Consider the following 21,661-nt stretch of genomic DNA (forward strand, 5'->3'; position numbering starts at 1 on the left):
TGTTTAATCGAAATTTTCGTTTAATTTCAGTGTAGGACTGCTAATTCATATTTCTAATTTATATACATCATTAATTAACAAAAAAACTCAGATATATAAACACTTAGCCACCAGAGATTGCGCTAATTCTCAAAAAAGAAATACGTACTTCTCTGGTGGTAGTCATAGGTTGAAGAGTCTGTGAAGGGAGCGTTTATATCAACGCAGGATAGGTAATGGTTTGTCTAATTGCGTCAAAGTGTGTCAAGGAGGTCAGGGTTCACACCAAAGCCGGTTTTATGTTCTTCTATGACGACTTCACTGCGAGTCTGAATAACTCCCGGAAGCGTGCCGAGTTTGGTTGACATAAAGGATTGATAAGACTTCATGTCTTTGGTGCGAACCTTGATCATGGTGTCAAAGTCACCTGACAAGGAATAGCACTCTTCTATTTCCGGCATAAGCTCAACAGCTTTAGCGAACTTTTCAAAAATGGAGAAACTCGTCTGATCCAGACGGATATGAATAAAGACCTGAACATCCAAGTTCAACTTTTCTGGGTTGAGCTCTGCATGGTAACCAAGGATGAATCCCTCTTTCTCTAGCCGTTTAACGCGATCAGAACATGGAGATGTCGTAAGGTTGACGAGCTTGGCCAACTCGACAATGGGCATACGACCTTTACGGCTAAGTATTCGAAGGATTTCCAAATCGATTTTATCTAAAGCAAGCGAAGCCATTGATTTAACTCAAGTGAATTGGAGATTTCACGATTGTAAATCAAAGGTTATGCCTGTAAATAGATGCGAGATCACAAAGTTGTGACAAATCCCACTAATCGATAACAGTTTACAGTGTGAATCTAAGCCAGATTCGTTTGACCAGTGATAACTGGTTTTACAGACTCTTGGTTCTGAGTATTGCACACTCGGCAATACAGTTGGCGTTCTAACTTGTAGTAACCACTACCGTTAACCAGTTGAGACATAAGCATTTGGAAGCTTTGAAGCGCGGATGAACTGTCGTTATGACTGCGGCGCATGACTGCTTTATGGGCGGTATCTTTCTTGCACGCTGCGCAGTAGTTAGTCGGCATGTGAGGTGTCTCCATTTGCATCTGATCGTTTCGTGACCATATTGTGTTGAAAGTGGGTCGAATTACAAAACGATCATGCCAAAAAATGTGGTTGGTATTCCAAAATAACGTCATTATTTTGCGAAAATTTGATCAAGATTTCGAAATTAACTTACAAATAACTCGATAAAGACGATGAATACGGAACTCGTCCGCAAAAATCACAAAAATGGCGTCAAAATGCGAGAAGCGGGTTCAAAATTCACATCCTTGTAACGCAAAAAAGCCTGCAATTAGTGCAGGCTTTTCGTCATATCCACTGTAATTTCAGTTATTTCGCAGGTTTTACCTTAAAGAAAATAGCGAACAATACAGGAACAACGATGAGTGTTAGTACTGTTGCAAAGCCAAGACCTGCCATGATCGTGATCGCCATTGATCCGAAGAACGCATCAAACACCAATGGAATCATACCCAAGATGGTAGTCAGGGCTGCCATACTCACTGGGCGCACACGACTCACCGCGCTGTCGACGATGGCTAGATATGGATCTTTGCCACTTTCTAGCTCAAGGTTGATTTGATCCATCAATACAATCCCGTTTTTCAGAATCATACCGCTCAAGCTCAATAGTCCGAGCAACGCCGTAAAACTAAATGGCATGTTCGATAATAAAAGACCAAAGGCTACACCAATAATAGACAGTGGCACAGTCAACCAAATCACCAGCGGCTTTTTGAACGAATTGAACAGCAACATAGTGATGATAAACATCAGTAAGTAGCCCATAGGCAATGATTTAAACATCGCCTCCTGTGCATCTTTGGACGACTCATACTCGCCGCCCCATTCGATCGTGTAGCCAGCAGGTAAAGGCAGTGATTCTACCTGTGGCTTAACGCGAGCGAACAAACTCGCTGCTGTCTCATCTCCAAGTACATCATGGTCAGCTAATACCGTTAACGTACGTTTTCTGTCACGACGCTGAATGATTGGCTCTTGCCACTCAAGCGTCACATCATCAATCACCTGCTCTACCGGGACATACGTCTGCAGCATCGGGCTCCAGATAGAGATGTTCTGCAGTGATGCGTAATCGACCCGCTCAGCTTCCGTTAGGCGAGTAACGATAGGTAGCATTTGTGTGCCATCGCGGAACACGCCAATCGTGTTGCCACCAAAGGCTAATTGTAGTGTGCTCGACAGATCTTCTTTAGAAATGCCTAAGCGACGTGCCTTTGACTCGTTGAACTGAGGAACAAGCTGCTTTGTGCGCTCACGCCAGTCGTGGCGAACATTGCGTGAACCAGGATCTGCGAGCAAAATGTCTTCTACTTGAACCGCGATATCACGCAGTACTTGTGGATCAGGTCCCACAATACGCGCTTCGATCTTAGATGCTGGTGACGGACCAAACTCCATTAGCCTCAACTGGAATGTCGGCGCAGCGAATTCATGGGCAAGTTCCGCATCCAGCTTGTGCAGCAGCTCAAACATGTTGTCTCGGCTCGTAGTACGAACCTGTAACTGCGCGTAGCCCTCGTAGCTTTTCTCTGGCTGATAAGTCAACATGAAGCGTTGCAAGCCCTGACCTACCGAGGTCGATACAAACTCTACATCGCCTTGCGACTGAATGTACTTTTCAACTTTCTCAGTTTGTTTCAAGGTCTGACGGATATCCGTACCCTCAGGCATCCACATATCCACGAAGAACATTGGCGTATTCGATGGTGGGAAGAACGACTGCTTCACCAAACCAAATGCCATAACAGCCGAGACCAGCAGCGCAATCATACCCGCAACCGTCAACCAGCGAAGCTTGAGGGCCAACTCCAGCGACCAGCGGAACACCGTAAACAACACGCCTTTATATGGGTCTGCATTGTCTGCTTGTTCATTCTTGTCCGACTCTTTGAGCAGCAAGTCTGCTAAGAATGGAGTCAGTGTCAGCGCCGTAATCCAACTTAGGAACAGCGAGTAACAAAGTACCCAGAATAGTGAGCCCATAAACTCACCCGTCGCATCTTGCGAAAGACCGATAGGAGCAAATGCTGTAATCGCGATCACTGTTGCGCCTAGCAATGGCCACTGAGTCTGCTTAGCAATGCTCATCGCTGCCTGCTTCTTGGTTTGACCTTGTTTTAGTCCAACCAAAATACCTTCAACAATAACAATGGCATTATCCACCAGCATACCCAGAGCAATGATTAGCGCACCTAAGGAAATACGATGAAGTTCGATGTTGTTGATACTCATCATGATGAAAGTACCAAACACAGTGAGTAGCAATACTGCACCAATAATGATGCCGCTGCGCATACCCATGGTAAACAGCAGCACCACGATAACGATGCCCACCGCCTGAGCTAAGCTCACAACAAAGTCTTGAACCGACTTATCAACTTCCGCTGACTGGTTGTAGAAGTAATCAAGATGAATACCTGCTGGCTTAATGCTCTCTAGGGCTTGTAGCTCAGCATCAAGGGCTTTACCTACCTCAACCACGTTCACGCCAGAGCCAAACGAAATCGCCAGGTTAATGGCAGGCTTACCATTAAAGGTGATCACATTAGATGGCTTCTCTTGAATGCCCTTAGAGATGTCAGCCACGTCTTTTAGACGAATCAAGTTACCTGTGTCGCGACCATGAATGATCAGGTTTTCCAGTGACTCAACTGAGTCCAAGCTGCCATTAGGACGAATTGCTAAACTCTCGCCGTTGATCATGATTTCACCCGCAGACTGGACACTGTTTTGTTGGTTCAACAGTCCCATCACGGTGTTCATGTCTAGGTTGAGGGCTGAGAGGCGCTCCAATGATAGCTCGACAAATAGCATCTCTTGTTGATAGCCAGAAATATCGACTTTACCAACGCCATCGACCAACTCTAGCTCTCGGCTAAGGTAATCCGCGTAGCGCTTTAGCTCGACATAGTCATATCCATCACCCGTCACCATGATCATCACACCAAACACATCACCAAAATCATCGATGATTTGAATTGAGTTAACACCGGCAGGCAGATTTGGACGCAGGTCATTGATCTTACGACGCATTTCATCCCAGATTTGCGGAAGCTCGTCCGGGCCATAATCCATCTCCATACTCACCATGATCTGAGAAAGACCAGCAGAGGACGTGGATTTAATGTTGTCGATATAAGGTAGCTTGCGGATCTCTTTTTCTAGCGGATACGTCAGCTCTTCTTCAACCTCGGTTGAAGTGGCTCCCGAATAGGTAGAGATAACCATGGCATCTTTGATGGTAAACGCAGGGTCTTCTAGACGCCCTAAGTCGTTAAACGATTGAATACCACCAATTGCTAAGATAACTAGAAACAGCCAGCTTATGACGCGGTTTTTAATTGAATACTCGGTAAGACTCATTATTTATTGTTCTCCATGAGCGCTACTGCTTCACCGTCTCTCAGTTTTCTTAAACTAGAGCTAATCAAAACGTCACCTTGGCTAACGCCAGAGTCGACAATCACACCGAAGCTGTTGACTTGATCAACGCGCACTGGCGTTTTTGTTGCCACGCCTTCTTCATGTTTCCACACAAAGAACTCGCTCGGCTGGTTGCCTGCTTCTAGCACTGTCATTGGCAATTGATAACCTTGAATTGTACTTAGTCCGGCAGCCACCATATCGACGTGCACAGACACGCTAGTACCCGGCAAGATTTTGGCATCTGGCTGAGGCATCTGAAGCCAAAGCTCGTAGGCACGGCTTACTGCATCAGGCTCACTAGAGTGCTCTAGATACTCCATGGTGTAGCTTTTATCCTGACCAGAGAAGAAAGCTCTTGGCTCATAAGCATCTCGCTGTGCTTGTGGCGTAATAGAGGCCAGAATATGGTCGGAGAGACTGATCTTCACATAGACCTTGTCATCTTGATAAATCGAGACCACAGTTTCACCTGGACCAACATTCTCAAAACGCTCTTTGTCCACTTCCGCGACGACGCCAGCAAATGGCGCTTTCAAACTGGTGTACTGAATCTGATGCTGAATATTCTGATATTGCGCTTTGGTAAGCTGTCGGTTAGACGTCAGCTCATCTAGCTCAGAGCTCGAGATCATTTCGCGAGAGTAAAGCTCCGCACCGCGACGTAACTGCTTAGTCGCCAACTCATACTGAGCTAGTGCATCACGATATTGCTGCTGGAGCTTTTTGTCGTCGAGCTTAGCGACCACTTGACCCTTCTTCACCGATTGTCCCGGCTTCACAAGAAGATGAGCAATCTCACCCTGAATTCGAAATGACAGCTTTGTTTGCTCTGCAGTCACCACTTGACCACGAAACTCGCGATACTGCTGCTCAACAGGCTTAGACACTTCAATAGTCTCAACCATCAAAGGTGCTCGTTCACGTACGGTGATATCCGAGTAGCAGCCCTGAAGCGTGAGAGCTGCCAGTCCGATTGCAATAATTGACTTTTTCACTAGATACCGCCCTCACGAGTCCATAGTTTTACGCGTTGTCCTTCCACTAGATTGGCAGCGCCTGCAACCACAATTTGGTCGCCTTGCTGAAGACCCGCGGTTACCGCACCAACCTCGTTGGTAGAAAGTTGGACTTGATGAATTTGCTGCGTTTCTGGATCAAAGCGCCATACTTTTCCGCTGCTGTCTTGTTGGCTAATCCAAGCGCTTGCTGGTAGTGAGAACGCTCGCTCTTTGACTTCACTTTGAATGTGTACTTGTCCCGACATGCCAGACAGCACATTGATGTTCGCAGGCTTGGCAATAGTTACCGCAGCGGCATAGCTGTTGGTATCAAGATCAGGTTGCATCGCAATTTCGCGAAAACGCGCTTCGATTCTTTGGTTGCGATGGCTATCTAAAGTCACAAAGAAATGCTGGTCTTTTAGCTGCTCAAGGGTCATCGCCTTCACCTCAGTCACTGGAATCGTGAAGGTAACATCCAAGTCTTGGCTGCTAATAAGGTTCAAAATAGGCTGCTTCGCACCGACGACTTCGAAAGGCTTTTGATACGTCAGCGATACCACACCATCAAACGGCGCGATAATTTGGGTATAACCAAGGTCGGCTTTGGCTTGGGCAAGGGATGCCTCAGCAGCTTTAAACTGAGTTTCGTTGCGGTCAAACTCATCAGCACTGATCAGCTTTTTCGCAAAAAGCTGCTTGGCGCGTTTCAGTTGAGATTCCGCTAGATCAAATTCAGCCTGTCTTGCATCGAGCGCGACTTGGTAATCGGTGGGATCGAGCGTCGCCAAGATCTCACCTTTATTAATCGCCTCACCCATCTTTACGTCTATGGATGAAATTTGCCCTGCTACTTGAAAAGAGAGTTGCGCACGGTCTGTTGCATCAACCTGCGCTAGGTAACTGTTTACAGGAGCAAAATTGAGTTCTGGGACCTCCACCACTTTGACAGGCTTAATCACTGGCTCATTGATTTCTGATTGCGCTTGGTTGCACCCAGACAGACCAATGGCCGCCAAAACGGGGAGCACCAGCATGCTGGTTTTTTTGAATAGACGATGGGTTTTCATAATATTTATCCCAAATTATATTTTACGGGCGTGCAGTAAATTACTTTACAGTTGTGCAGTATATGTATAATTTGAAGGAGATCAATAATTATTGTACATGTGTGCAGTATAATTTTTTCGATGAGCTTCATCGCTTTTGGTTATAAGAAGCTCTCAAACCCCTGCTTAAGTAGATCTACGGCATTGTGCAGCTCTGTTGATGTGCACCTTGTCGATAGGTAGGTAATTCAGTACCCTGTATAGGATTGATTAATTAAAAAGGTATCGAGTGGAGAAGAAGAAAGGTCGTCGCAGCGCCATGGCGGCAGAAGAGACGAAAAACCTGATCATGACGGTCGCCGCAGAAATGTTCTGCGAACTTGGGTATGAGCGAGTTTCTATTCGTAATATCAGTGAGCGCGCCGGCGTGTCGCACAGCTTGATCCGTCACCACTTTGGTAGCAAAGAACAAATCTGGTACGGCATCAGCGACCACATGCATGCTTACATGCAGAAGTACATTTTAAATCTGCTCGAGCAACTCCCAGAAGATACACCCGCGAACATCAAGCTATACCGATTTGCCTGTGAAATGCTAGCCAACCTAATGGTGGTGCGTCAGCCAATTCAGCTCATCGCAGACGCTATGCGTCAAGAAAATGAATTTTTCGACTATTTCATTGATAGTAAAGGTGAAATTGAGTGCATCGTGATGGCATTAGTCGACCAATATAACCAAGACCGCAGCGATGGCGAACATTTCGAAATGCGCGAACTCAAATGGCAAATGATGCTATATGCCTATGGTTCTGCCTGCATGATGCCAATGCTTAAAGAGACCTGGTCCGACGTAGCAACGGAAGAGGATGAATGCCTGCTAAAACATTGGCAATTATTCGAACAGCTAACAGCACATATGCTTCAAGTAGAACCAAAAGACCGCTTAACACCAACTAAGGTGACAGACCTTATTTATCACGTTGAATGCGATTGGGGCGAATGCCCAATGTAAGCAAGTTTCATAAAAAAAGCCCCATTTATGGGGCTTTTAAATTAGAGGCGCGGGGGCACCTTTAGGAGCTCGTTAACAGCATAGAGTGTAGAATTTACTAATTACGCCGCAGCCAATTGCACTTTTTCTACACGCATTTTCTTCAAGCTAATGCAAACCAAAGCAGTCACAACAGTACCAGCAGCCATACAAACTAGAGCAAGCAGTGGTTTGTTCATCGCACCAAGTAAGGCAACAACTGGACCACCATGGGCTACGCTATTCGTGATGCCGAATGAGAACGCCATCACTGCTGCAACCATAGAGCCGATTACGTTAGCTGGAATAACCGACATTGGATCTTGCGCTGCAAACGGTATCGCACCCTCGGAAATACCGACTAGGCCCATCGCACCTGCTGCTTTACCCGCTTCAAGTTCTGACTCTTCGAATAGGTTGAATTTACGACCAAGTACTGTTGCTAGTCCCATACCTAATGGTGCCACTGGGATAGCACACGCCATCGCTCCCATGAACTGCGTCTGACCACTAGCAATCATGCCAACTGAGAATAGAAACGCTACCTTGTTGAAAGGACCACCCATATCAAAGCCAGCCATACCGCCGAGTACGATACCCAGCAAAATAACGCTGCCAGTACTCATGCTAATTAGCATCGCATTCAAGCTATCCATCAGGCTCGCAATTGGCGCGCCAATAACAAAGATAAACAGCGCTGAGATAAACAGTGAACCCGTAATTGGCGCAATCATAATTGGCACCAAAGGCTGGATAAACTTATGGTAATTGCGCGTCGTTACCCATTTCACGAAGTAACCGACCAACAAGCCCGCGACGATAGCACCAATAAAGCCAGTGCCTGCCTCAGCGCCATAGAATGAGCCGTTGTTTGCAATCCAGCCACCAATCAAACCAGGTGCCAAACCAGGGCGGTCAGCAATTGCGTACGCAATATAACCAGCAAGGATAGGAATCATCAGCGTAAAGGCTACAACACCAACATCGAGCACCTTATTCCACATGCTGCCGTCAGGAATGGCCATACCCGCTTCTGTAGGTTGACCACCTATCGCCAATGCCAAAGCAATCAGCAAGCCACCTGTCACAACGAACGGAATCATATGCGATACACCGTTCATCAGATAACGATAGAGATCTGAGCGCTTTGACGAGTTATCAACAGACTTCGCGGCTGTCGCATCGGCAACAAAAACCGGAGCGTTTAGCGATTTTTCTATCAGACCTTTTGCATCGCTAATCGGCGCTTTAACACCAGCCTCAATGAGTTTTTTACCGGCGAACCGATTCATATCAACTTGTTTATCTGAAGCGACAACTATCGCATCCGCTCGAGCAATTTCTTCGGCAGTCGGCGCGTTTTTCACACCGATAGAGCCATTAGTTTCGACCTTGATTTGATAACCAAGCTCTGCTGCCCCTTTTTCAAGCGCTTCAGCAGCAAGATAGGTGTGCGCAACCCCTGTTGGGCATCCGGTAACACCAATCAAAAAGCCTTTGTTTGCTTCTGGCAGATCGTTACTAGATTCTGTTTTTGCGAGTAATAATTCGAGAGCTTGCTGCGCAGATTGAGCGTTAAGGAAGTCCTCAATAAACCCTTCTTCAATCAATTTTGAAGAAAGCTCGGCGAGTACTTCGATATGATGCTCTGAGCCACCATCTGGGGAGGCGATCATAAAAAACAGTTTCGATAGTTGACCATCTTCCGCGCCATAATCGATACCAGTTTTACTGACACCGATAGCTACCGCTGGCTCGTTAACCGCTTTACTCTTCGCATGAGGCAGAGCAACGCCATCCTCAAAACCGGTATTGCCGATTTCTTCTCGTGCATAGATGTCAGCTAAGAACTGGGGTTTGTCACTAATTCTACCTTGAGCAGCTAGAAGCTCAGCCATCTCGGTGAAAACTTCATCCTTGCTGGTCGCTTTTAGATTTAGGCAGATCAGTTTTTCATTGATGAGATCCGTAATCATAATGATTGTCCTATTTAACCTTGTGTCGGGAGGTTGGACTACAAGATTCTCTTTCCCAGTTTTTATTACCGTGCATGTCACCGGCGCTAGAGTCGAGAAGTGATGTAGTCACTCGATAGGATAATTATCCGTAGATTTGGCAATATTTTTTAGTGCACCAAGAAGGCTTTTACTGGATTATTGTAACCATACTATTTTAGTGTGAACTAGCTCAATATAAACAACTAGTCCATCGGCTTAAAATAAATGACAATATATTAATATTTTACAATAACTTATATTGATTCGTGTTTGAGACAAGAATCGAGAGACATTTTTCTTGTCATACCTTTCTAGAGCTTTGTAACCTACTCTAGAGTAAGAATAAGCATGACGTGAATCACGATTTTTTCTGTTTTTGCTCTCGTTTACTGGAGAAACTGTCACCATGTTCCACAACCTGATTGAAACCCTGATCTCTGAAAGAGAGCATTTCAACCGAATCTGGTTTGCTGCCGATCAGTTAACGCCACCAGCATTTAGCTATCAGGTCAACTTCCCACGCTTAGAGCTGGTAATCAGTGGTGAATATGAAAATGAACTCGAAGATCCTGAACAAGGCATTTCAACCATTAAGGTGCTCTCTGGTGATGCGCTCTATATCCCACCAAACTGTTGGAACAAACCCAACTGGCAAGGGGATTGCTCAGTGCTGAGTTTGCTGTTTGGCAAACGTCAAATGGGTTTTAGTTTAGTGAGTAAACGTGAGGGCGAGAAAGGGTTCTATGATATCCAAAAACACAGTATCCAGACCCGTACCGGTCATGCTATCGACCATATTTTAGAGGCTTTGAATGCGATTGCTCGCGAGCCCCAAAAGTCGCCAATGGATGAACATCTACTGATGGCGCTGCTTTCCTATAGCCAATCTATGGTGTCCGAGCCCTCGGATAACCTAAAAAGTGGTGACCTCTACCAAGGTATCTGCATCTACATTCAAGAAAACTTTCATCGGACGATCACGAGAAGCAGTATTGCCCGCCGTTTTCACATCAGCCCAAACCATCTCTCACGGCTGTTTAGGCAGCATGGACATATGACATTGGCGGACTACATTACTTGGGTACGAATGGAGCGCGCGAAGTTCATGCTCAAGAAATACGATTTTAAGCTTCAAGAAGTCGCTACCCGATGTGGCTATCAAGACGTCAATTATTTCTTCAGGGTATTTAAATCTCGCTCTGGGCAGACCCCAGGTGAGTATCGCCAATCACTGTGAGGGTTGGGCGCGCTGCCCCTTAACAAGTTGATGGGTGAGGATGGCTCTTATCGCTTCTGGCTCACGACTCGTGGTCAAGAGATGGCAGAACTCCTCATCAAGAAGAGACTTGGTTAAATGGGTAAAACTTACCAATAAGGGTCTGTTAGGAGGAGATGGCAAGATTAATGAAATGACCAGCGATACCGGGCCAAGTTTCGGTGATTGCCAGTCCATAGGCTCAGCCGACTTAATCACGATCAACGTCGCCCTCTCAATCAATGGAGTGATGATATGTGGCAGTGCAATCATTTTTCCTGTGGCAGTTGATGAGTGCAATTCGCGGTTAAGAAAATCTTGTTCCAGCTTAGCACTATGTTCTTGACTTGCTAGGCTGGCAATCGTTGCAAGTACTTGCGCTTTGTCGGAGTCCTCGACGCGAGCAAAGTGATAATCAAGCTCGAAGGGTAACTGAAAGGTGCTAAGCGCTTTGAGAAGCGACAGGTTTGCTCGCTTGTTAGAGCGGTGCGCCGTGTTGACCAACATAAAGTGTTCAGCGACAAAGTCCATCAACACCATACAGGCAAGCTCGGCATCAGAGCCTTCTATGTGAAGTTGGCACAGATCGTCTTGTTTTCCTGCGAGCGCAAAGACTTTAAGCGCGTGTTCAATGTTGGCACTGTCCCAGCACGTCAAGTTGTGCAATATCACCACAGAACGAAACATGCCGCTCAAGGTTTTCAATCGATTCACCTTCCAACCCGAAAAACCATCTTCAGGCAGAACGAATGTAATTCGGCGCTCTATCATGCTCTAACGGCTAACCAATTCAACGCAGCGCTGAAGTACAGATTCGACATCCGTAAGTACCTCTTCGATCGTTACGCAATGTATTTTGCTGCCCGTGAAGCGCGCTCGATGCTCCACCTCAATGTCAGAGGCAATCAATACTAAGTCTGCATTCGCAATATCTTGGGTACTCAGTTGGCTCTCTATTCCCATTGCGCCCTGAGTTTCCACTTTGATACCTATGCCCTGTTTTTGAGCAGCCTTACGAATGGCGTCTGCTGCCATATAGGTATGAGCGATGCCTGTCGGGCATGCGGTTACCGCAACAACCTTCATTGTTTTGTCTCTATTTAATAAACCACAATTAATAGAGATTTAGATTACTAAGTTGTTGATTGAAGGTACACAATCAAGATCAAAAACTGTGTGATCAACGATGACCGTTCTGTATCTAGAGAGTCAAACATCTAGGTTACTAAAAGTATACTAATTGCAATTAGTTTTTAGGTTACCGTAAGATACCACTCAGGCGCTCGGAGTGATTCCTAGCCAACGTGAAACTAAGAGGTCATTAAACCATGAGCAACGTACTTATTATCAACGCACACCAACCTTATCCATTTTCAGAAGGCAAATTGAACGCGACACTCGTCGACAAAGCAGTGACACTTTTGCAGAGCAAGGGTCACCAGACTCGCGTTGTCACTATGCAAGAGACCATTGATGTCCCTGCTGAACTTGAAAACTTCAAATGGGCAGATCGAGTGATTATTCAATCACCAGTGAACTGGATGACCGTGCCTTGGAGTTTTAAAAAGTATATGGATGAAGTGTTCACCGCAGGTATGGGTGGTGACCTTTGCTTATTTGATGGTCGCACCGAAGCAGAACCGAAAAAGAACTACGGCACAGGCGGTGTTCTGAATGATTCTAAGTACATGCTATCACTTACCTTCAATGCTCCAGAAGAGTCATTCAATGACGATTCTGAGTATCTATTCCAAGGTAAAAGCGTCGACGATTTAATGTTCCACATGCACGCTAACTTCCGCTTCTTTGGTATGCAAGCGCTACCAACGTTTGCGGCGTATGACGTGATGAAAAATGCAGATATCGACAACGACTTTGCAAGATTCGAAGCGCACTTAAACGAGTACTTCTAACTCGCTTTCAACTGTCACATCACTCAATTAATGGGCATTAAGTAAAAGGTTCATCCGCTGCGAATCTCAACTTACTTTCTGCCCATTTCAAGCAACGTATCCGCCCACCGCCATCTTACAGAGCAGCGAAACAAATTCTTGCATCGCTGATACCATTTGTTGTTTTCTTATCCAATAACTTGTTCAAATTACAAGAAAATCATAATAAGCATCTGATTTATAATAATTTAACTAGTGGTTCGATTTTTGCTACAGCCTGAGATTCGTCGTAAGTTTGATTTATCTGTTAGGTTGAAGCATGAACACTCCGTTACCTCCCAAAACATCCATGATGTGGGTGAACTCAAAAAACACCTTTGAAGAAACCACTGAGACCTATGGTCAAGATGGAAACCTTATTTCATTAACAGAAAAATCGGACCTACCATCCGATCATATCGACGGATCGCCACCAGAACGAAGCATGTTTTGGGAAGGGGAAACAAAAAAAATCGAGATCGAAGAGTCCGAGCCTAATGTGCGAGATTACACAAAGAAAGAACCGGAGGATGAGGTCGCAACCGTCAACTTTATTCCCGTTCGCTACGCTATTGATGAGATTGAAGACGACGATACTCAGCCGTTTGGGTTACCCGAAGACTGGAAAGGCTCAGGGCCTGCAAGACTGACCAATCACAGCTACACATTGCGCCAGTTAAGAGATGGTTGGCTCTATATCTATGATGCAAAAAGCAAATCTCTTGATGAGTACAATGTAGAAGGTAACACGATTACCCAATTCAAACTCGGCGCGGCAGAAAACATCGACACCAACATAGTACGAGGCGCAGAGCAAGAGAAGAACACCTACCTCAGCTATCCCGAAGGCAGCGTACTTTCGCTTTGCTTTTCAATTCACAGATGGTCTTGGACCTTTTTCGAGATGGTAGCAAACAGCCCAGATAAGCACATCGGCAGAATGCAAACCGTCGTCTTAGACAAGGTTGAAAACCAACCTCACATTGGCTCGATTGACGCCCTTTCAGAGGTCGCCGATATCGAAAACACCGTCTGCGATGACCAGCGCTTTGCGTTCTCTTGCTTGCTAACCAAAGCGCCGGAAGACAGCGATTTTCCACCAGCAAAACTAAAGCCGGTGGCAATCATAGATGACCTCACCTCAAGTCTGCCTGAAGAAGAAACAGCATATGTCGTTGCTATCAATGACCATAAAGCTGACATTGAAGACTTAGCCCACCACCTTGCTGGCTCTGCCAGCCAATTTCGAGTCTTTGAGGAGCAATTCAGCAATCAGTGGATGCTTATGCAAACGATCATGCAGCTCTGTATGTTTGGTGCCACAGAAGACACTAACCTGCCACGCTCTCTAAAAACTGAAGCTGACAAAGTAGCCTTCTACTCCGATATGGCGGAATACTATGACGCCAGCTCTAAAGTCGATAAAGCAGCACAGAATCAATCCGCAGTGGCATCAGGATACCCTGCAATGTTTTCTACTGGCGCCAAAGAAGCGCACCAAAACAGCCAAGAAAAACTCGCAAAAGCAATTCGTGACAAATACCGTATCTCAGAATCGAAATTTGATCGATATGAGCACTGGATAGCAACCGACAAGTGGCGAAAACAGCTCAACTGGTCACAAATGATGTCAGAAATGCATGAGCTGTCTGAAGAAAAAGAGCGGTTGTTAAAACCTGCACTGTCCAGCAAGACTGACTTCATCGCAGCTATGGACGCGCTAAGCCCAAAACACCTTGAGCGCATTGTCGATTTATGGAGCGAAGATACCCAGTTTGAGTTGCATAGTCTGCATCAAACGGTTGTCGACGCTTTTGCGTTGGTGAGTGGAGAATCCGATCAACAGTGGGCAGATCAGCAATGGCAGCGTCCAACCAGCTTATGGGCACTCAACGGCGCTGGGTTTAGTGAGTCGATATTTAAAAAGCTTGGTGGCGATTTACGAGCACCACTGCCAGATTTAGCGCAAAATACTTCAAATGAAAACTCAGAAATAAATAGCGACGAAAACACCGAAAAATCATTGAGTGAGCACCTATCCAAATTGGGAATGGGACTTAGCATTCACTCCAAGCTAGGTGATTTCATCTCTAACCCCAATACCCACGAAACGCTGATCTTAAAAGACCTCGCAAAAGGCTTCTCACAGCTCGATGGCATATTCACGGCATCTGCCGCCGCGATTACGCGCTTTGTGGCGGAAATGGGCGCAGACGCAATATCAAAGTCAACCGTGATGATGCTCGCCTCGATAAACACGCCAGTGACACGTAATACCTTCTATCTCCGTGCCCTTATCCTTGAACGCTTGGCATCCGCCACGACAATAGAAATAAACCCAAACTACGCTTCAGATTTCAAAACATGGAAGGACCGACTTCACAACAGCGTTAAAGAACTGAAAAAACAAACCACTATTGTAAAAGCATTCGAAGCGAATGATCCCACCGTTTCAAAGCAACAATACCAAGATGCATTAAAACAAAGAACACACTTTAAACGAGTCGTGACTGGAAACGCGCTCGAGTACAAGCAGCAAATCGTCATTCCAAGTAACGCTGCCAAAGCGATGAAAGCAGCCAACATGGATATTCTTGAAGGCAAAGTAAAAAGCGCGGAAAAACACTTCAAGGATCTCGGCGGACTTGGAACAGTCGCATTTATCTTTAACCTAATAGCCTTATATGACGCGATGCAAGGGGTTAGAGAAACGGGTTTGATGGATACGGATGACTTCTTGGATGTTCAACAGAAGTTCTTTGCCTGTGCTGCGGCGTGGACGGGGTTTACTACTGGTAAGGCGTGGGGAGCGGTTAAAGGGAATAATGAATTGAGGCGTAACTCATTAGAAGTAATAAAGAAAGCTTCGAGTAGTACTAGGGCAACTGTGAAAGTACCCGAAGACTCTATCAAAGACCTACGCTACTTCAACCGTTGGCTATCTGTAACTGCCTGTTTCGGAATGATTTCAGCTGGCATTGAAGCCTACAGAGGTATTCAAAGCCTGGAGAACACGCAAGGCAGAGAGCGAACGCTTCAGTACGCTAACATTGCTTCACTGACAATTCAATCTGGTATAGGGCTAGTTCAATTTGTCGGTTCAACCACGGGGAGACTCTCCGCTAACTTCATGTTTGGGGGACCTATTATGGGATTATTATTAGTAGCAACTATAACGTATATTTTAGTTAATGTTGCTCTCAGTAAACTAAGAAAAGATGCCTATGAGGTATGGTTGTCACAGACTCCGTGGGGTACTAGTATCCAAAGAGTCTCGTGGAGTAAAGACCCTGATCTTTTGGAAAGCTCTATTGAAAATCAGAGCATAGTCTCCAATGTTATCCATGAGTTACAATCAATAATTAAGCAGCCACTCGTCGGTCATAAGATAATTGAAAAAGTGACAGCTTTCCCTCAGTATACACATAGGGAAACCATTGGAATTAAGCTCTATCTAAAGCTTCCTGAAGCAGATATCCCCGTTCGAGTACGTACGAATCTAAATCAATTAGACAGTGACTTGATTGTGACAAAAAAAGAACAAGAGTATACGATTGAAATTTACCAACAGAAATTACCAACTTATCTTTCTATTAAGATTGAATATCCAACGCTCGAAAATAAAGAAAACAAAAATTATGAGTATTGGTTCCAACATTTGTTAAAACCAAGTGCCACTTATTCCTCGGTAGTTGATAATGACAACCTAGATGTAATTTACTCTCCAATCAGAGAAGTTACTAAGCAACAACAGATAGAGACATCTATTTCATCTAATTGGCTAGAATTATGAGATTCAGGAGCACCTTTTGGCATACTTACCTTTTTACCATACTCCAGAAGAGTTTGATGTACTCCAAGAAGAAAAAGAAAACCATATAAGAACAGGTAAAAACATTCATGAATGGTCTTGCCATAACTTAGAAAAATCCAATCGATATGATGCAGTGCAATTTACAATTTTATCACTAACCCCTGTGGCAATTATGATGGGTTTCGTAGGCTACATTGGATACACTAAAATAAATTGGTTCGCCGCATTCTGTATGTTTCTTGTATTCTGCACATTTGCTTATGCTTGGTATTTAACAGCAGGATTAGATAACCACTACCGATATGTTTTATCCGAGTTAGGCATAGTTAAGAAACACAACCGAGCTGAACCTGCTTGGGTCAATAAAGCGATGCAAGTGATAGCTTGGGGTTGCGCCATAGGTTGTATTTTTGCCGTCGCAATAGCAGGTCCAATGGCGTTAGCTGGCTCTGGGGTACTTGTGTTATTAGCGTTTGGTATGATGAAGCGCCAACCAGATAACCAGGTAACGACTGTTATTGGTGAACGTGATGATTGGCTTTTTGCTGAGTATCATTTAAAGCGTAAAGTTATCGTTCTTTGGTCTCGATATGATGTTTGCGTGCATTGGAATAAGAGTAAAGAGGAAGTAGCGAGGGATCAAACACGCGGTCCTCTTTATCTGTTTTTTAACACTGAAGACGAGCTCAAAGCAGCGGTAGAATTTCTATCCAGTGAAACGAAATTGGCTTGCACAGTTAGGGCAAACAAAAAAGGAACTTTTCGATCAAAAACGGTTCCCACAAGAGCTAGAAAACTTGCCAGTTTATGGGGAAATATATACTTTCGATGAAGCAATTGAGCGGAGAAAAGACCCACTAGCGAGACCTGAGGCGAGTTATGTCATTGATGGCGAATGGTTGAGCGAAAAAGAGTGGAAAGAAACGCAAAAAGCTACCATCTCAGCAATGTCGTAATAGAAGGTTGAACTCACGCTCTACGTTGCGCAAAACGATCATTAACATGCTCACCCGCCTAGCTACAAGCAAACTCCTACAGCTAGGCGGCGATTATTAACAAAGCTAATTAGACGCCTCTAATAACTCTTGCAACACCTGCTTATAAACATCGACCGGCTGAGCACCCGTCAATGCGCTCTCTCGGTTGAACACCACCGTTGGGACAGAGCTAATACCAGCTTGCTTCCATATATCTTCCGCTTGCTGAACTTGAAGACGCGCTTCTGGGTTATCAAGAAGTTGGAGCGCCTCTTGGCTGTCTAGTCCAACTCCCTGTAGCTCAGTAGCCAATACTTCGCGGTTGCTAATATCTTTCCCCTCACCAAAGAACGCGCTAAAAAGTCGTAGTTTCAGCTCAGTTTGTTTACCTTGTGATTTAGCGTACTCAAGCAAGATGTGCGACTCGAACGTATTAAGCATTTTCATATCGTCGTCGTACTGGAATCGAAAGCCCAGCTCTGCGCCTAAGTTCGTTAGGTTTTCACGCGCACGAATACTATCTTCTTTGGTCGTGCCATATTTCTCTGCCAAGTGCTCACGAAGATTTTGACCTTCCAACGGCATATGGGGGTTGAGCTCAAACGGCTGCCACTCAAGATCGATACGATCCTCGACACCCAGTTCGCGTATCGCCTGCTCTAGTCGCTTGTAACCTATGATGCACCATGGACACACAACATCCGATACGACATCCAGTTTGATTTTTGGCTCATAATGACTTTCTCTTTGTTGATACTTTCTTATGTTGAAATTCTTTCTTTTATTGAATTTCTAGTGACTAGGTATATTATGGTGACCTATGTTTCTGTTTCAACCAGTTACCATTTGGTGACCTAGGAGCTTTATCGTGGAAAGCCAAATCAAGATTGATAACCGCGGGCGTAAGTCGGTAGAAAACGTCTGCTCAGAGCCCTGTGCGATCGAGAAAGGCATGCGCCTGATTGGTGGTAAGTGGAAGGGTTCGATTATCTATCACCTCAAAGATGGTCCGGTTCGTTTTAATGATCTAACGCGCCTGCTAGGCGGCGCTAGTAAAAAAATGGTCGACCAGAGACTGAAAGAGCTTGAGCTGGAAGGCATGGTTGAGCGCAAAGTTATCAGTGATAGGCCGATTGCCGTCAGTTATGAGCTTACCGAATTTGGTCAAAGTGCGCTGAAGATACTCGACGATCTGCGTATTTGGTCAGAGACGTATGATATCCAGCTTCGTGCTTGAGCCTGATAGATCAGAAAAGGGAGCCTAGTGGCTCCCTACTGGTACTAAATAACGCACACTATAGCTGTGGCTCTACAATGACAAACTGACTGGTACCTGCAATAGGGGCATACCAGTCCCCACCATCGACATAAAACGTTGCGCCGTCCACGGTTACCGTCGTTGCATTCTCTGGCACTAATTGCACGACTTTACCCTGCATTCCCGTTACCGTTGACTGACTCTCACTACTCACACCAGCTTGAATCTGAGGTTGCGCAGAAACGGGGGGCTGTTCTACATAAATGTAGGTGTCATTACTACGCTTGTAATAAGCGTTGTCTATTACCGCATAGCTAATTCCAGCAATCAAAACAAACGTTGCGCCTTTAGGAAGTTTTCTATAGTGAAAACTGCGGTGCACTGGCGCTTTTTGAACTGGCTTAAACGCGGACTTCACCACCACTGGCTTCACTTTCGACGGTGGGACAGGGATCGGCTTGGCAGCGGCTGGAGCAACCAACGCGGCAAGTAAAGTGCCAATAATCGCTTGTTTGGTGTTAAGTTTACGAATCATGCATCTCTCCAATTTGTCCTTTGCAACAACTAAAAGTTCAGTTGGCAGGTGACCTGTAGGGATTGGAAAGATACGCGGTAATTTTGCAGAAAAGTTGAAGAAATTGTGGAGATGATGAAAGTGGTGCAATCAGATATCACACCACTTTTGAAATGAGCTTAGTAATCTAGCGTCCCGCGAATTGGGTAGTTGTTATTTGGATCGCGAATCCAAGCAAGACCGCGTGATAGCGCGCCTAATTCCGGTCTTACAAACGGATTGTTTGAGATGTCGACGACATGAAGATTGCCATGCTCATTCACCACAAACAGCCCTGGTTCAGCGAAATTATGGTCTGTCTCCTTCTCAGAACGCGGCAAAGAGATATACACGCCAAGCTGTTTCATTTGCTCTTCCGTCAATCCGTAAGCCAATGGAAAGCTAACGTCTAGCTGCTCTAAATGCTTTTCTAGCTGCGCTTTAGAATCCCCAGATACCGCTAATATATCCACACCTGCATCAGCAAATGCTTGCTTGTAAGACTCAAGTTCGTTGAGGTATTTAGTGCAAAGTGGACAGTGTTTACCGCGATACACAAACACCGCTTGCCATGTTAATCCGTTTTTTGGCTCACCAAGTGTGACCGATGAACCATCCAATAACGTTGCTTGTAGTGATGGAAACGCATCGCCCGCTTTTAGTTTTACCGATGTAGACATACTCACTCCTTCATTCACATTCTCATAGGTTGTCATTGATTGTGGGTCGAGAACCCCATACTTTCAAGTAGTTAACTTTTAGTAACCTAGTCAGACTTTATATTTGCAATATTTGTAAAAATCATTTGTTACAACTGCTATTTTTCGCAATCCAACTTTCTTCAATAATGCGCTCAACAAAACGAAGGCAGTCACTAACAAGAGCGGCTGCGCATTACTGGAGACATCACATGCCTATTGCACTTTTTGCACTTACACTCAGTGCCTTTGCCATTGGTACCACTGAGTTCGTCATCGTTGGATTGATACCAACTATGGCTGCCGACCTTGGCGTTTCACTTCCTTCAGCTGGGCTACTGGTTAGCTTATACGCGCTTGGGGTAGCGGTTGGTGCACCTGTATTGACCGCGCTGACAGGAAACTGGAAACGCAAATACGTTCTACTCTCTGTTATGAGTTTATTTGTCGCGGGAAATCTTTTGGCTTGGCAAGCGCCTGGCTATAACACTCTTGTCCTTGCGCGTATCCTGACAGGTCTTGCTCACGGGGTATTCTTCTCCATTGGCTCGACTATTGCGACAGGTTTGGTTTCTAAAGAGAAAGCCGCGAGCGCTATCGCCATTATGTTTACCGGCCTGACAGTTGCTCTAGTGACAGGTGTTCCGCTTGGCACTTACATCGGACAAACCTTCGGCTGGCAAACCACGTTCTTGGTTGTTGCGATACTTGGATTAATCGCTCTGATTGGCAGCGCTTTCCTTGTTCCAAATAACCTAAAACAACCACCAGCGGCAAAACTTTCAGCGCAAATGAAGGTACTGGCGCAGCCTCGTCTGCTTCTAGTGTACGCGATTACTGCACTGGGCTATGGTGGTACGTTTACCGCGTTTACTTACCTTGCACCGATCTTAGAGCAAGTGTCAGGTTTTGATTCAAGTGCCGTCGGCCTGATCATGTTGGTCTATGGGGTTTCTGTGGCTGTCGGTAATATATGGGGCGGGAAAATGGCGGACTCTATGGGTCCAATTAAAGCCCTAACGATTATTTTCGCAGGTCTTGCTGGCATTCTACTGGTGTTCAATTTCACTGCAGTAAATCCGATTGCAGCCGTCATCACTATCTTGGTATGGGGTGCATTTGCCTTCGGTAATGTCCCGGGACTGCAGGTTTACGTAGTGAAGCTAGCAGAGAAGTATGCGCCTGATGGTGTTGACGTTGCCTCTGGCTTAAACATCGCGGCCTTTAACGTTGGTATCGCATTAGGTTCATGGGGGGGCGGTCATATTGTCGCTGAAGCGGGGCTCATGCATACTCCTTGGGTTGGAGCGACGATCGTTGTCGTGGCTCTACTACTGACACGATTGAGTGGCGCATTAGATAAAAAGACCATGGGCAGCTTAAAAACAGCCTAAAGTCCAAAAGACGCATGCAGTTAGAAATCTCGAAAGCAGTCGCAAATTGTTAGTTCGAGTTTCTAGCTGCACTCCAGTATTGAATTCGGTAAATAAATTCAAAAACCATCAAAATACAACCTAAGTCACGATTTTTATTTACTTTTTAATCAGTACGTAATAAACACATAAGTGGTATACAAAAACAACAACAAGGTTATAC

At 45.3% G+C, this 21,661-nt stretch carries 18 protein-coding genes; 7 read left to right on the forward strand and 11 right to left on the reverse strand.

Annotated elements, in window-relative coordinates:
* Positions 1-233: 233 nt before the first annotated feature.
* The 5 genes from AC6I8Y_RS22355 to AC6I8Y_RS22375 all read right to left on the reverse strand — a co-directional run bounded on the left by AC6I8Y_RS22355 (position 234) and on the right by AC6I8Y_RS22375 (position 6,573).
* Positions 234-719, reverse strand: a complete 486-nt coding sequence (locus AC6I8Y_RS22355) for an Lrp/AsnC family transcriptional regulator (RefSeq protein ID WP_128649976.1) — start codon at positions 717-719, stop codon at positions 234-236.
* 122 nt (positions 720-841) lie between these two features.
* On the reverse strand, positions 842-1,075 hold the full coding sequence (locus AC6I8Y_RS22360; RefSeq protein ID WP_042475162.1) for a hypothetical protein: 234 nt from the start codon (positions 1,073-1,075) through the stop codon (positions 842-844).
* Between the two features lie 310 nt (positions 1,076-1,385).
* Positions 1,386-4,442, reverse strand: a complete 3,057-nt coding sequence (locus tag AC6I8Y_RS22365; protein ID WP_498021760.1) for an efflux RND transporter permease subunit — start codon at positions 4,440-4,442, stop codon at positions 1,386-1,388.
* Positions 4,442-5,500, reverse strand: coding sequence for an efflux RND transporter periplasmic adaptor subunit (locus tag AC6I8Y_RS22370; RefSeq protein WP_498021761.1), 1,059 nt, complete (start codon positions 5,498-5,500; stop codon positions 4,442-4,444). The genes AC6I8Y_RS22365 and AC6I8Y_RS22370 overlap by 1 nt, the downstream gene beginning before the upstream one ends.
* Positions 5,500-6,573 carry an efflux RND transporter periplasmic adaptor subunit gene (locus AC6I8Y_RS22375; protein WP_498021762.1) on the reverse strand — a complete coding sequence of 358 codons (1,074 nt, stop codon included), beginning with the start codon at positions 6,571-6,573 and terminating at the stop codon, positions 5,500-5,502. The genes AC6I8Y_RS22370 and AC6I8Y_RS22375 overlap by 1 nt, the downstream gene beginning before the upstream one ends.
* A 268-nt stretch (positions 6,574-6,841) precedes the next feature.
* On the opposite strand from AC6I8Y_RS22375, the gene AC6I8Y_RS22380 reads away from it, so the two are divergent.
* A complete protein-coding gene (locus AC6I8Y_RS22380; protein WP_498021763.1) occupies positions 6,842-7,564 on the forward strand; it encodes a TetR/AcrR family transcriptional regulator in 723 nt (240 codons plus the stop codon).
* Between the two features lie 101 nt (positions 7,565-7,665).
* Here the strand turns inward: AC6I8Y_RS22380 and AC6I8Y_RS22385 are convergent, their stop codons facing one another.
* Complete coding sequence (locus AC6I8Y_RS22385; RefSeq protein WP_498021765.1) at positions 7,666-9,558, reverse strand: PTS fructose transporter subunit IIABC; 1,893 nt, start codon at positions 9,556-9,558, stop codon at positions 7,666-7,668.
* Positions 9,559-9,985: 427 nt separating this feature from the next.
* Here AC6I8Y_RS22385 and AC6I8Y_RS22390 point away from each other — a divergent pair, with 427 nt between their 5' ends.
* Positions 9,986-10,816: a helix-turn-helix transcriptional regulator gene (locus AC6I8Y_RS22390; RefSeq protein ID WP_498021767.1), complete on the forward strand. Its 831-nt coding sequence runs from the start codon at positions 9,986-9,988 to the stop codon at positions 10,814-10,816.
* Here the strand turns inward: AC6I8Y_RS22390 and AC6I8Y_RS22395 are convergent.
* Positions 10,808-11,605, reverse strand: a complete 798-nt coding sequence (locus AC6I8Y_RS22395; RefSeq protein WP_498021768.1) for a PTS sugar transporter subunit IIA — start codon at positions 11,603-11,605, stop codon at positions 10,808-10,810. The two genes, AC6I8Y_RS22390 and AC6I8Y_RS22395, sit on opposite strands and share 9 nt — an antisense overlap.
* A gap of 3 nt (positions 11,606-11,608) precedes the next feature.
* Positions 11,609-11,920: a PTS fructose transporter subunit IIB gene (locus AC6I8Y_RS22400; protein WP_042475151.1), complete on the reverse strand. Its 312-nt coding sequence runs from the start codon at positions 11,918-11,920 to the stop codon at positions 11,609-11,611.
* 242 nt (positions 11,921-12,162) lie between these two features.
* Here AC6I8Y_RS22400 and AC6I8Y_RS22405 point away from each other — a divergent pair, with 242 nt between their 5' ends.
* The 3 genes from AC6I8Y_RS22405 to AC6I8Y_RS22415 all read left to right on the forward strand — a co-directional run bounded on the left by AC6I8Y_RS22405 (position 12,163) and on the right by AC6I8Y_RS22415 (position 17,411).
* Positions 12,163-12,747, forward strand: a complete 585-nt coding sequence (locus AC6I8Y_RS22405) for an NAD(P)H-dependent oxidoreductase (RefSeq protein WP_498021770.1) — start codon at positions 12,163-12,165, stop codon at positions 12,745-12,747.
* Positions 12,748-13,045: 298 nt separating this feature from the next.
* Positions 13,046-16,558: a T6SS effector BTH_I2691 family protein gene (locus AC6I8Y_RS22410; protein ID WP_498021772.1), complete on the forward strand. Its 3,513-nt coding sequence runs from the start codon at positions 13,046-13,048 to the stop codon at positions 16,556-16,558.
* A 16-nt stretch (positions 16,559-16,574) separates the two neighbouring features.
* Complete coding sequence (locus AC6I8Y_RS22415; RefSeq protein WP_498021774.1) at positions 16,575-17,411, forward strand: immunity protein TsiV2 protein; 837 nt, start codon at positions 16,575-16,577, stop codon at positions 17,409-17,411.
* Between the two features lie 229 nt (positions 17,412-17,640).
* Here the strand turns inward: AC6I8Y_RS22415 and AC6I8Y_RS22420 are convergent, their stop codons facing one another.
* Entirely contained in the window at positions 17,641-18,252 is a 612-nt protein-coding gene (locus AC6I8Y_RS22420; RefSeq protein ID WP_498021775.1) for a DsbA family oxidoreductase, read from the reverse strand.
* 172 nt (positions 18,253-18,424) lie between these two features.
* Here AC6I8Y_RS22420 and AC6I8Y_RS22425 point away from each other — a divergent pair, with 172 nt between their 5' ends.
* Complete coding sequence (locus AC6I8Y_RS22425) at positions 18,425-18,793, forward strand: winged helix-turn-helix transcriptional regulator (protein ID WP_234497697.1); 369 nt, start codon at positions 18,425-18,427, stop codon at positions 18,791-18,793.
* A gap of 58 nt (positions 18,794-18,851) precedes the next feature.
* Here the strand turns inward: AC6I8Y_RS22425 and AC6I8Y_RS22430 are convergent, their stop codons facing one another.
* Both AC6I8Y_RS22430 and AC6I8Y_RS22435 read right to left on the reverse strand, forming a co-directional pair.
* On the reverse strand, positions 18,852-19,349 hold the full coding sequence (locus AC6I8Y_RS22430) for a hypothetical protein (protein WP_498021776.1): 498 nt from the start codon (positions 19,347-19,349) through the stop codon (positions 18,852-18,854).
* Between the two features lie 158 nt (positions 19,350-19,507).
* Positions 19,508-20,047 carry a peroxiredoxin family protein gene (locus AC6I8Y_RS22435; RefSeq protein WP_498021777.1) on the reverse strand — a complete coding sequence of 180 codons (540 nt, stop codon included), beginning with the start codon at positions 20,045-20,047 and terminating at the stop codon, positions 19,508-19,510.
* A gap of 230 nt (positions 20,048-20,277) precedes the next feature.
* Between AC6I8Y_RS22435 and AC6I8Y_RS22440 the strand changes: the two genes are divergently transcribed.
* Positions 20,278-21,459 (forward strand): MFS transporter, encoded by a 1,182-nt coding sequence (locus tag AC6I8Y_RS22440; RefSeq protein ID WP_498021778.1) that lies wholly within the window; start codon positions 20,278-20,280, stop codon positions 21,457-21,459.
* Positions 21,460-21,661 lie beyond the last annotated feature (202 nt).

The sequence above is a fragment of the Vibrio sp. KUL78 genome (genome assembly GCF_059725505.1).